This window comes from Streptomyces sp. NPDC033178 (genome assembly GCF_055577685.1).
Genome location: NZ_JBVIPT010000001.1, coordinates 819,213 through 830,717 on the forward strand (window position 1 = coordinate 819,213; position 11,505 = coordinate 830,717).

General features: G+C 71.9%; 11 protein-coding genes. 6 read left to right on the forward strand and 5 right to left on the reverse strand.

Features of this window, described 5'->3' with window-relative positions; genetic code table 11:
• Positions 1-37: 37 nt before the first annotated feature.
• Positions 38-391 carry a hypothetical protein gene (locus ACZ5VQ_RS03925; RefSeq protein ID WP_362078924.1) on the forward strand — a complete coding sequence of 118 codons (354 nt, stop codon included), beginning with the start codon at positions 38-40 and terminating at the stop codon, positions 389-391.
• Positions 392-429: 38 nt separating this feature from the next.
• Here the strand turns inward: ACZ5VQ_RS03925 and ACZ5VQ_RS03930 are convergent, their stop codons facing one another.
• On the reverse strand, positions 430-1,170 hold the full coding sequence (locus ACZ5VQ_RS03930) for a DUF6624 domain-containing protein (RefSeq protein ID WP_469103530.1): 741 nt from the start codon (positions 1,168-1,170) through the stop codon (positions 430-432).
• Entirely contained in the window at positions 1,167-1,727 is a 561-nt protein-coding gene (locus ACZ5VQ_RS03935; RefSeq protein ID WP_469103531.1) for an ATP-binding protein, read from the reverse strand. The genes ACZ5VQ_RS03930 and ACZ5VQ_RS03935 overlap by 4 nt, the downstream gene beginning before the upstream one ends.
• Before the next feature lie 144 nt (positions 1,728-1,871).
• Here ACZ5VQ_RS03935 and ACZ5VQ_RS03940 point away from each other — a divergent pair, with 144 nt between their 5' ends.
• A complete protein-coding gene (locus ACZ5VQ_RS03940; RefSeq protein ID WP_469103532.1) occupies positions 1,872-2,705 on the forward strand; it encodes an SDR family NAD(P)-dependent oxidoreductase in 834 nt (277 codons plus the stop codon).
• A gap of 35 nt (positions 2,706-2,740) precedes the next feature.
• On the opposite strand, the gene ACZ5VQ_RS03945 is transcribed toward ACZ5VQ_RS03940, so the two are convergent.
• Positions 2,741-4,162: a hypothetical protein gene (locus tag ACZ5VQ_RS03945; RefSeq protein WP_469103533.1), complete on the reverse strand. Its 1,422-nt coding sequence runs from the start codon at positions 4,160-4,162 to the stop codon at positions 2,741-2,743.
• Between the two features lie 290 nt (positions 4,163-4,452).
• On the opposite strand from ACZ5VQ_RS03945, the gene ACZ5VQ_RS03950 reads away from it, so the two are divergent.
• From ACZ5VQ_RS03950 to ACZ5VQ_RS03965, 4 genes are all read left to right on the forward strand, one after another.
• Positions 4,453-5,274 carry a helix-turn-helix domain-containing protein gene (locus ACZ5VQ_RS03950; RefSeq protein ID WP_469103578.1) on the forward strand — a complete coding sequence of 274 codons (822 nt, stop codon included), beginning with the start codon at positions 4,453-4,455 and terminating at the stop codon, positions 5,272-5,274.
• Between the two features lie 3 nt (positions 5,275-5,277).
• Positions 5,278-5,523 (forward strand): DUF397 domain-containing protein, encoded by a 246-nt coding sequence (locus ACZ5VQ_RS03955; protein ID WP_362078908.1) that lies wholly within the window; start codon positions 5,278-5,280, stop codon positions 5,521-5,523.
• A 231-nt stretch (positions 5,524-5,754) separates the two neighbouring features.
• Positions 5,755-6,270, forward strand: coding sequence for a hypothetical protein (locus tag ACZ5VQ_RS03960; RefSeq protein WP_469103534.1), 516 nt, complete (start codon positions 5,755-5,757; stop codon positions 6,268-6,270).
• Between the two features lie 35 nt (positions 6,271-6,305).
• Positions 6,306-7,115, forward strand: coding sequence for an SAM-dependent methyltransferase (locus ACZ5VQ_RS03965; protein WP_469103535.1), 810 nt, complete (start codon positions 6,306-6,308; stop codon positions 7,113-7,115).
• 73 nt (positions 7,116-7,188) lie between these two features.
• On the opposite strand, the gene ACZ5VQ_RS03970 is transcribed toward ACZ5VQ_RS03965, so the two are convergent.
• Together ACZ5VQ_RS03970 and ACZ5VQ_RS03975 are read right to left on the reverse strand one after the other, a co-directional pair.
• A complete protein-coding gene (locus ACZ5VQ_RS03970) occupies positions 7,189-8,586 on the reverse strand; it encodes an FAD-binding oxidoreductase (RefSeq protein WP_469103536.1) in 1,398 nt (465 codons plus the stop codon).
• A 115-nt stretch (positions 8,587-8,701) separates the two neighbouring features.
• Entirely contained in the window at positions 8,702-11,302 is a 2,601-nt protein-coding gene (locus ACZ5VQ_RS03975; RefSeq protein ID WP_469103537.1) for an ATP-binding protein, read from the reverse strand.
• Between the last annotated feature and the right edge of the window lie 203 nt (positions 11,303-11,505).

Here is an 11,505-nt window from a genome sequence, read left to right on the forward strand (position 1 = left end):
GGACGGCGCGCATCCGCACAAGAAAAGGTGGCTGGTCATGACGCCTGGCACGCATCTCGCTCTGACGCTCACGCTCAGCGGCGGCACGGCCGCCGACGCGCGGGCGGTCGTCCACACCCTCGAATCCGCCTTCGGAACGGCGGACGACATGCCCGGGGACGGGGGCGCCACGGTCTACACGGCCGCCTTCGACAACGACGTACCGGACGGTGCCGATGTGACACCGCCGACCACGCCACCGCTCTCCGCGCCCGTGACCGTCACCCTGCAGGGCAGCCCCGAGGCGGTACGGCGGGCCGACGAAACCCTCACCTCCGTCTTCACCGTGCGCGAGGAGGGCATGGTCTCCGGCGACCAGGAACAGGAATGGCAGCTGCGGCTGGAGCCGTAACGCTCTCTCCGCCGTCGCGCCAAGCCGTGGCCGTGGCCTCAGCCGCCGAGGCGCAGCGCCCGCATCTGCTCGTCGAGCGGGCACAGCCCGACGTCCTCGCGACGCTCGTCGAGCGTCCGGGGCTGACGGACCGGATACGGGCGGAAGGTCGCGGGGTCGACACGGGTGCCGTAGAACTGCGGCTGGCCGAGTTCGACGGCGCAGTGGTCGGCGATGTACGCGTGGTGCGGCGCCGGGCAGCGTCCGTCCGCCGTGGCCTGGGCGATCAGGTCACGGCAGGCGAGCTGGAAGTCGAGGTCGGGAGCGTGTAGGAGGATCATCAGCGCCGCCGTGGAGGCGGGCGCGCCGACCAGGTCGGCGGTCGGCCAGGCATGACGCTTGACGATGGTCTTCAGCGCTTCGGCGTTTCCTCTGCGGCACTCGGTGATACGGCGGCGCGCGTCCTGCGTGGGGCTGCGGTGCGCCGCCCGCGTCACTCTCCGGTCCTCGTCCGCCCTGCGGACCAGCTCGTGGGCGAGGGCGGCCGCGAGCGCCGGCACGACGACCGGACGCACTTCCCGTACCTCGCCGTGTATCTCGTCGTGGCTGCGCCCCGGGCCGTCCTCCCCCGCCGTGTCGTGCACTCGCCCGGCGTGCCCGTCCCGGCACGGGTGCCCCGGGTCGTCCGGGGCACCCGCCGGTTCCGTGGGCCCGTCGCGACCCGGGCGGGGGGCGACCCCCGTACGCCCCTCCCGCGCCGTGTCGTGCGTGACGTGGCCCGGCATGCCGGAACCGCTCATGACGCCCCCTGGATTTCCAATGAGAACCACACCCGCTTCCCCGTCTCGCCGGGGTCGGGCGGTGCGATACCCCAGTCGTCGACCAGCGCGGCCACGATGGCGAGCCCGCGTCCGGACTCGTCGGCGGCGTCCGCCGTGCGGTGGCGCGGCAGGTCGGGCGAGTGATCGGCGACCGTCACCCGCACTTCGTGGTCGGTGCATTCGACGCTGACGGTGACCATGTCACCGGCGTCGGGGCTGCCGTGCCTGACGGCGTTGGCGAAGAGTTCGTCGGTGGCCAGGACGGCGTTGTCGAGCTGCTCGGCAGGCAACCGCAGGTGGGACAGCTGCTCGGCGACCATGCGCCGCACGCCCGAGGCGCGCGAGGGCTGCGCGGGGACCACGATGCGAAGGGCACGGGCCCCGCTCACGGAGGCGGGCGCGGCCGGAGCCGCGGACGCGACCGGGACGGTCCGGGCTGTCTCACCGGTCCGGGGTCGACCGGTGGGCAAGTCATGATCCGCGCCGCGCGTCAGCGAGGGCGACGGCCCACGGCGGCGTGCCCTGGATGCCGTCATCGTGCCTCCTTCGTGTGCAGCACGGGTGGGGGACGGTCTCGGTGGCTGCTCGTGCAGCCAACCGGCCGGAGCGGCGGCGGACCAGGGAGTGCGGGGGTTGTCCGGTTGCAGGCGCGTAGTGGTGTGGCATGTATGTTCGAAAGCGTGAGCAACGTGAGCGAGGGCCGGACGATCGAGAGCGGGCAGGATGCCCGCGGCTGGTCCGGCGTGAGCGGCAAGCGCGTGCTCGTCACCGGCGGTACGCGCGGACTCGGCGAGCAGATCGTGCGGCTGCTGGCCGCCGAGGGCGCCCGGGTCGCGACGTGCGCCCGTACCGCACGGGATCTGGAGACGCTGAGAGGCACGCTCGATCCTGCCGCGCCCGACGGGTTGTTCACCCGAGCCCTCGATGTCACCGAACCGCAGCGGCTGGAGGCGTTCGTCACGGCCTCGGCGCATCGCTTCGGCGGGCTGGACGGGGTGGTGGCCTGTGCGGGCGGTTCTCGCGGGCGCGGCCTCGAACAGACGGACGCCGGGGACTGGGCCGCGACCTGGGAGCTGAACGTCGGACACACCGCGCGGCTGGTACGGGCCGCCGTCCCGTATCTGCGTACGGCGGGCGGTGGCTCGGTCGTGGTCATCTCGTCGATCTCGGGCTGGAAGCCGGGCCCCGACGCGCAGTACGGCACCGCGAAGTCCGCGCAGATCCATCTTGCGGCCTCGCTGGCCCGCGAGCTCGGTCCGGACGGGATCCGGGTGAACGCCGTCTCGCCGGGGTCGATGCTCATCCCGGGCCGCCGCTGGGACCGGATGCGCAGGGAGGAACCCGACGCCTTCGCCGCGTTCGCGGCGGCCGAGCTGCCCGGCGGGGAGCCGGTCGCGCCGCAGGAGGTGGCGCGCGTGGTGGCGTTCCTGCTGTCGGACTGGTCGAGCGGGATCTCCGGGGCCAATCTGCCCGTGGACCGCGCCCAGAACGCCCCCTCGCCCGACGGTTACTAAGCCGTCGGGCAGGCCGGTCGCGCCGGGTCCGATGGTCATGCCACCGCCCCCAGCACCGGCCGGGACCTGCGCTCGAACTCCTGGACCAGCGGCTCGTGGCTGCGGGGCTCCAGCCTCTTGCGGAAGTCGCGCAGGGCCTGGATGGACCGCTCGCTGTGCACCGTACTGAGCGTGTCGAGGGCCTTGGTCGCCGTGCCGATCGCCTCGTCGAGGCGGTTCTGCTGAAGGTGCGCGGTCGCCAGTACGGAACGGCTGATGGCCTGACGCCTGCGCCGGTCGGCGTTGGCGTCGACGGACTCACCGGCGGTGCGCTCCGCCTGCGCGGCCAGGCCCAGGTCGCGGAAGCACAGGGCGGACTCGGCCTGCAGATAGTGGTGGTCGAGGAACCGCACCCACACGGACTCCTGCGCAGCTCCCCGGCTCGCGTCCAGCTGCTGTTCCGCGAGCTTCAGCGCCTCGGCCGTCTCACCGGAGCGGCCCCGCGCCGCGTGTCCGCGCGCCGACATGGCGTACAGGCGCATCAGGCCGAGCGGGCTGCCCGAGTCCTTCGCGGTCGCGATGCCGGCCCTGGCCAGCGCGACGCCCTCGTCCGGGCGGCCGAGGTTGGTGGCGAGGTGGGAGAGGCCGGCCAGGATCTGTCCGCCCAGAACGCGGTCGCGGCCCTCGGCGCAGAGCCGCAGCGCCTGGGTCATGTAGCGCTGCGCGAGTCCGTACTCCCCCGCGTCGTACGAGCTCCAGCCGGCCATCGCGGCGAGACGGGCGGCCGCCGCGTACAGCAGGCGCTGCTGGTGCGGGGGTGTGCCGCGGCGCTGGAGCATGGGGACGACCTCGGTGCACAGGTAGTGCACGATGCTGGTGCGCACTCCGCCGCCGCCGAAGTGGTTGTCCATCTGGTCGAACATGCTGATCATGGCGTGGACCTGCTCGACGGGCCCGCCGTCGGTGACCGGCGCGAGCCGCGTGACGTCGTGGTTCCCGGCGTGCTCCACCAGCCAGAGCAGCCACTCGCGCTGAGGGTTCGTCAGGGCGCCGGAGACGAAGGGGACCGCGCCGAGGAGACTGCGGCGGGAGATGTCGGTGGAGCCCAGTTCGGCCAAGGTGTGCAAGGTGTCTGCCAGGTCTTCGCGGTACACGAGTGCCCTGCCGACGACCGGGCGTTGCTGGTCGGGCAGAAAGCCGAGGTCTGTCGGCGAGACGGCGTGGCCGAGTCGCTCGGACAGGACGGCGGCGATCGACTCGGGGGTGTTTCCCCGCGGTTGCTGGCCGTTCAGCCAGCGGGTGACCGACGCCTTGTCGTAGTTGGAGTCCGCGCCCTGTCTGCGCCCCAGTTCGTTGACCCGGAGGGCGAGCGAGGCATACGAGCAGCCGGCGTCTCTGAGGGCGGCCGCCAGCGCCTTGTTGGCCCCGGCGGGACCCTTGCCCGGGCTCCTCGATTGTCCGTCGGTCACGGTGGCCATCCAGGTGTCGCATCGCGGTGCTGCGGTCTGCCCTCCCTGCCGGGGCGTCAAGTCCGGGAAGGCGATGCGCTGTTGTGCGCCGTCGCCGCCGGACTGTGCGGCAGGTCACTCGATCACTATGATGGCCGACACACTCAACCCGCAACAAGCGTTCTGATAATTTCAGAACGATCCTCATCGCTCTGTCTGTGTCAGCGACCTCGTGGCACACTGCACGCTGTGACGGCCGTTCCGGGAGGTAGGACGTGAGCGACAACCGCTCGGGCGGCAGTGCACCGACCGTCCTGCGGATGGTTCTCGGCAAGCGGCTCCGGCATCTGCGGGAACAGGCCGGAGTCTCCTTCGAGGACGCCGCGCGGGCCATCGAGGTCACTCCTCTGACGGTCCGCCGGATCGAAAAGGCCGAGGTCGGCCTCCGTATCCCCTACGTGAGGGAGTTGCTGCACACCTACGGAGTCCCGGAGTCCGAGGTCGAGGACTTCCTCTCCATGGCCAGGGAGGCCAACCAGCCCGGCTGGTGGTACTCGTACCGCGATGTGCTGCCCGACTGGTTCAGCGCCTACGTGAGCCTGGAGAGCGAAGCCAGCGTCATCCGTCTCTACGAACCCCACTACGTCCCGGGCCTGTTGCAGACGCACGACTACGCGGCCGCGCTCATGCACATCGGCTTTCCCAACGAGACGAAGGAGGACATCGACCGCCGCGTCGCCCTGCGCCTCAAGCGCCAGGACCTGCTCACGAAATCCGAGGCTCCGGCCGTCTGGGCCGTCCTGGACGAGACGGTGCTGCGCCGCCCGGTGGGCGGGGCCGAGGTGATGCGGGCCCAGATCGACCGGCTGAACGAGGTCCTGGACATGCCGAAGGTCCGGATCCAGATACTGCGGTTCTCCGTGGGAGCCCATCCGGGCGCGTTCGGCCCCTTCCACCACTTCCGCTTCGGTTTCTCCGAACTCCCCGATGTCGTCTACACCGAGAGCCTCGTCGGCTCGGTCTATGTCGACCAGCCGGCCGACGTCGTGACGTACCTCGAAGTAATGGACCGGATGTCCGTGCAGGCGGAGCCGGTCGCTCGGACCAGGGCCATCCTGGCTGAACTGCGTAAGGAGTTGTGAGCCATGACTTCCATGGACCCCATCCACAGCGGAATGCCCGCCATCGATCTGGGAACCGAGGGCTGGCACAAGCCCTGGAGCGGCACCAACGGCGGCAGCTGTGTCGAGGCCAAGCGACTGCCCGACGGCAGCGTCGCGTTCCGCCAGTCCAAGGACCCGGACGGGCCCGCACTGGTCTACACCCGCGAAGAGATGATCTCGTTCCTGGAGGGCGCGAAGTCCGGCCAGGCCGACTTCCTCGTCGCCTGACGCCACTCGTCGCCCGGGACGTCCGACGTCCCTCGTCGCCCGGTACCCCGCCGAACTCCCGCGTCGCGAGCCCGCGTTCCGACGCCCTCGCCCGCCCGGACCGGGCGGCACCACCACGCCCGCACAACCATCCACCACTACGGCCGCACAACCGGACAACCCGCATGCGCACTCCCGCCGTGCGGGTCGTCCGGCCACACTGGGGAAGTCGGTCGTCCTGGAGGGAGTGGTATGCGCACGCTCCATGAGGCCGTCGACCGGTGCCGGACACTGGTCGTCGAGGGCCCCGACGACATCGCCAGAAGCTGGCTGCTCGCCGAACTGGTCCGCAACGGATTCATGATCAGGCGCTCGCAGTACCAGCTGCACCACGTGGACCCGACCCGTCCGTACCGCGAACTCCTCGCCGCCCCCGGCCGCCTGGCGGTCGACGGCGGCATCGTCCACGAACTGGTCTACGGGCCGCTGCGCCGCGGCCACTCCCGGGTGACCTGGATCCAGGCGCTCGACTTCGCCGAGTCCGTGGCCGAGCGGGACGGCGCCCTTCTCCATCTGACGGACTCCGGGCGCCGCCCGGACACCGAGAGCGCCGAGGCTGCCGACGCCTACCGCCGGGTGTTCCGCACCCTCGCCCAGCACGTCCCCGTCGTCACTCTGGATGTCGGCGGCCCCGGCCCTCCCATCCGTGCGCCATCCGCTCCCGATCTTCAACTGGGGCGATCCAAAGGAAAGTTGACGGTAGGTTAGAAGCAGACCGCGTGACGCACGGCAGGAGATCTCGCATGGCAGACGGCCAGTCCACTCCCGACCAGGACGCTTTGTCCAAGATCGACACCACGGTGCCGCATTCGGCCCGCATCTGGAACTACTGGATGGGCGGCAAGGACAACTACGAGGTCGACCGGGAGGCGGGCGACGCCTACCGCGAGATCGCCCCGAACATCGAGACGATGGCCCGCGCCTCCCGCGGATATCTGATCCGTACCGTGACGTTCGTCGCCGGTGAGCTGGGCATCCACCAGTTCCTGGACATCGGCACGGGCCTGCCCACGTACGACAACACCCACCAGGTCGCCCAGCGCGTGGCGCCCGAGTCGCGGATCGTCTACGTGGACAACGACCCGCTGGTGCTGCGGCACGCCCAGGCGCTGCTCACCAGCACCCCCGAGGGCGTCACCGACTACATCGACGCGGACCTGCACGAGCCCGAGAACATCATCGAGGCCGCGGGCAAGATCCTCGACTTCAGCAAGCCCGTCGCGCTGATGCTGATGGGCATCCTGGGCCACATCCAGGACTACGAGGAGGCCCAGTCGATCGTCCGCCGCCTCCAGGCCGCCCTGCCGCCGGGCAGCTACTTCGTGCACTACGACAGCACCGACACGGACGCCGAACTCAAGCGTGCCCAGGAGGGGTACGACGACACCGGCGCCGTCCCGTACGTGCTGCGCAGCCCGCGGGAGATCTCCGTCTACTACGACGGCCTGGAACTGCTGGAGCCCGGCATCGTCTCCTGCCCGCTGTGGCGCCCCGAGCCGGGCACCACTCCGGAGGCGACGGATGTGTACGGGGGCGTCGCCCGCAAGTCCTGAGTCCCCGCGGCCCGCAATCCCCCGCGGCCCCGACGCCCCCCGTTGGCGCCAGGGCCGCTCCCGGGCAGGCCGGTCAGGGCCTCGCGGCCGGCTCGATGTTCTGGTTGAGCCGGAACAGGTTGCCCGGGTCGTACTCGGCCTTGATCCGGGCCAGCCGGGCGTAGTTGTCGCGGTAGCTGGCCCGTACGCGCTCCTGGCCCTCGTCCATCATCATGTTCACGTAGGCGCCACCCGCCGAGTACGGGTGGAGGGCCTCGAAGTAGTCGACGGTCCACCGCTTGATGTCGTCGGCGTTGGCCGGGTCGGGATCCACGCCCGCGAAGACGGACGCCCAGCGTGCGTCGCGGTAGCTCCAGGCGGTGTCCGTCGGCGCGTGGTCGTGGACGGCGCCGTCGATCGGGTACAGGTGCATGGTCGACTTCATGGTGGGCAGTTCGGCGCCGAACTTGGCGTGCAGGTCGATCGCCTCGGCGGGGATCTCGTTGACGAAGTCGGCACGCCAGTACCACTGGTCGCCGGGCGGGTAGAGACCGTCGAAGGCGCCCTGGATCATGGGGTGCGGCATCGGCGCGGGGCCGTGCAGCATCGGCTCCGGCAGGGCGTCCAGCAGGGGCGCCATCGCGCGCGCCGCCGCGTCCGTGTCCTCTCCCGCGTAACACCACACGACACCGCAGGCCTTGCGTCCATGGAGTTCCTCGGGGAACGGCGGGGCGGGAGGGACGGCGCCGATCAGGAAGAAGCCGTTGAGTTCACGGGGTGCGTGCGGGATGAAGTCGCGGTAGGCGGCGAGTACGTCGGCGCACTGTTCGACGGGCCAGAACGTGGGACCCGCGACGACCGTGCTCACCTCGTGCAGCCGGAACAGGAACGAGGTGACGACGCCGAAGTTGCCGCCTCCGCCGCGGATCGCCCAGAACAGGTCGGGGTGCTCGTCGGCGCTCGCGGTCACGTGCCGGCCGTCGGCCAGGACGAGCTCGGCCTCCAGTAGGTTGTCGATGGCCAGCCCGCACTTGCGGGTGAGATGGCCGAGGCCGCCGCCGAGGGTGAGGCCCCCGACGCCGGTCGTGGAGATGATGCCGCTCGGGGTGGCCAGACCGTGCGCGTTGGTGGCCCGGTCCACCTCGCCCCAGACGCAGCCGCCGCCGACGCGGACCGTCCTGGCCTCGGGGTCGACCTCGATGTCCTTGAGCGGGGACAGGTCGACGACCACTCCGTCGTCGCAGGTCCCGAGTCCCGCCCCGTGGTGTCCGCCGCCGCGAACGGCGAGCGGCAGGTCGTGGGCGCGGGCGAAGCGGATGGCGTGCGTGACGTCCTCGGCGCTCGTACAGCGCGCCACCAGGGCGGGCCGACGCTCGATCATCGCGTTGTAGACGGGACTGGCCTCGTCGTAGTCGGCGTCGTCCGGCCCGATCAACTGCCCCTTGAACTGGGTGAGTTCCTGCCGGGCCGCCTGTGCTTGTGTGACGGACATGTGCATCCCCCGATCCGGGACCCGGCTTCCGGGCCCCTTCCATGGGCCTGTTTCTAGTCCCGTCGCCCGTGCGCAGATATCCGTGCCGGTCACTCAGCTCGGCGTCGGCGGCTACCTAGGTCTCGCGTCCGGGCACCAGCCCCAGCTCGGTGGCGCGGGCGGTGGCCTGGCGCCGGGAGCGGGCACCGAGCTTGTCCAGTACGGCGGAGACGTGGTTGTCGACGGTACGGACGGACACCACGAGCCGCTCGGCGATCTCGGGGTTGGTCAGCCCCTGGGCCAGCAGCCGCATGACCTGGAGCTGACGCTCGGTGAGGCCCGCGGGGTTGTCGCGCGTGGCGGCGAGCGGGCCGCGCGGGATGTGGCGCACGCCCAGCTGCCGCAGTTCACCGCGGACCAGCCGTGCCAGGGGCTCCGCGCCGAGTGCGTCCAGACCGGCGAGGGCGGTGAGCTTGTCGTCCGGGTCCGGGCTCTCGGCGAGGGCGGCGGCATCCTCGTACGGGCAGCCGGCCGCGCGCCAGGCCTCGGCCGCCTCGCGCCATCGTCCGGCGGCCTGGAGCGCGTACGGATGGTCCCGGCTGTCCGCCGGTACGGGGCTGCCCGCCTTGGTGAGCCAGTAGCCGAGTTCGGCCACGTGCGGCATGGCGGACAGGCGGCGTGCCTCCGCGAAGACCTCACCGGCGACCGCGATCACCGCCGGGTGATCACCCCGGAGCCAGGCCGCCTCCGCCCGGGCGACCGCGACCGGCCCGGTGCGCTGCAGTTCACGGGTGCGTACGGCGATCTCCCAGGCCTCGTCGAGCAGTTCCTCCCCGCCGTCCCGGCCGCGGCGAACGCGGATCCGGGCCAGCACGGTCAGCGCGGGGCAGCGCGCGGGCACGAAGTCGTGGGCGCCGATCTCCGCGTGCCGCTCCGCGTCGTCCCAGACCGCGGCGGCGAACCGGCGCAGTGCCATCGCGACATGGAGATAGCTGAGGAAGCCGACGTGTTCCGCCCGGTCCGCCAGCGCCATCCCGGGTGCCAGGAAGCGGTCGGCCTCGGTGAACTCGAGGCGTTGGAGCAGCGTCCAGATGAGGTTGGCGTACGAGCGGCAGGCGTGCTCGACCTCGCCCGCGGCCAGCGCGACCTTCAGGCTCTCCTCCAACTGGGCGCGGCCCAGCGGGTCGCCGGTGCGCCAGCGTGCGGAGCCGACGTTGTTGAGGGCGTGCGCGAGGATCGCGTCGTCGCCGGTGCGGCGGGCCAGGGCGATGGCACGCTCGCCGAAGTCGATGGCCAGGGCGGAGCGTTCGGACAGCATGTGGAGTTGCGAGGTGTTGCTGAGGGCCAGCGCGAGCAGCCGGTCGTCGCCCGCTTCCTCCAGTACGGCGATGGCCTCGCGCGCGGCACTCTGTGCCTCGTCGGCGTTGCCCGCCCACCAGTGGATACGGGACAGCCAGCGCAGGTCGGCGCCGAGCGCCCGGGTGTCGCCGAGGAACCGGCGCAGCGCGACAGCGTCCCGTTCGGCGTCGACGGCGGCCGCGGAGTCGGCGATGGTGTAGCTCTCGACGGCGTACCGCTCCAGCAGGTCGGCGAGTTCGGCGGCCTCGAACCGGTCGCGCTGTCGCAGCACGAGCCGCAGGTGGGCGGCGGCCTCCCGGTGCGCGCCCGCGCCGGAGGCGTCCCGGGCGGCGTCGGGACCGTACCGCGCGATGGCTTCCTGGTCGCCGGCCTCCGCCGCGTGGTGGACGACGCGGGCCGGGTCGGAGCCGGGCTTCGCGACGAGCGCGGCGAGGACGTGACGGTTGAGTTCGATGCGTCGTGCGGCGGGCAGCGAGTCGGCGACGGCCCGGCGGATCAACTCATGCCGGAATCCGGCCCGTTCGGGTGTGACCGTGAGCAGTCCGCGCTGTTCGGCGGCGGCCAGTTCGGCCACCCCGTCCGTGAACAGCGCGTCGACCAGGGGCCGTTCGACGGCGGACGGGACCACGGCAAGCTGTTCCAGGGCGTCGCGGGTGCGGTCGTCCAGGCCGCGCAGCCGGGCGAGGACGGCGTCGACCACGGTCGGAGGGACCCCGCCGGTGCCGCCGGCCGCCACGACCTCGGCGACGAAGAACGGGTTGCCGGAGGTCACCTCGTACACCTCCGCCGGGTCCAGGCGGCTCACCGAGCTCAGCTCCCGCACGGCACCCGCGGAGAGGCGGGACAGCGGGAGGCGGTGCACGCGTTCGGCCCGGGAGACCTGGCCCAGAAGGTGGTGCAGGGGATGGCGGCGGTCCAGTTCGTCGTCGCGGTAGGTGAGGACCAGGAGGGCCGGGAGGCGTTCCACCCGGTGCACCAGGAACCGCAGGGCGTCGAGCGAGGCCTCGTCGGCCCAGTGCACGTCCTCCACGACGAGGACCGCCGGGTGCGGGGCCGCGGTCAGCTCCGCCCGCAGGGCGTCGTACACCCGGGGCCGGTCGCCGCCCGCGGTGAGAGCCCGGGCCAGTTCGGCGCCGACGCTGCCGACGAGGTCACGGAAGGGGCCGAGCGGCCGGCGGGTCGCGAGGTCGTCGCACTCCCCCACCAGGACGCGCGCCTTCTCCGGCAGCACGGCCGGCATGGCCTTCACCAGGCTCGACTTGCCGATACCCGCCTCGCCGAAGACGAGCGCCACCGAACCGGCTCCGTCGGCCGCGTCCCGCGCGGCGACGGCCAGCTGGTCCAGCTCGTCGTCTCGTTCGAGGATCCCCCAATCCACGCTGTGATTCTGGCACGCGCCGGGCCGTTCCGGTCGGTCGCGAACCACCTGAACCGTGCGCGGACTCGGGCGGCGGCGCCTTCGGCGCGGAGTCCGGCACCGAGGGGCCCTAATCCGTTGCTAAGGGCGTTCCGAGGAAGCGGTTGGTTCCCGGGATGTTCGAGTGCCGGACCGTGACACCTGGTGGCTGCCGGGCGGGCAAC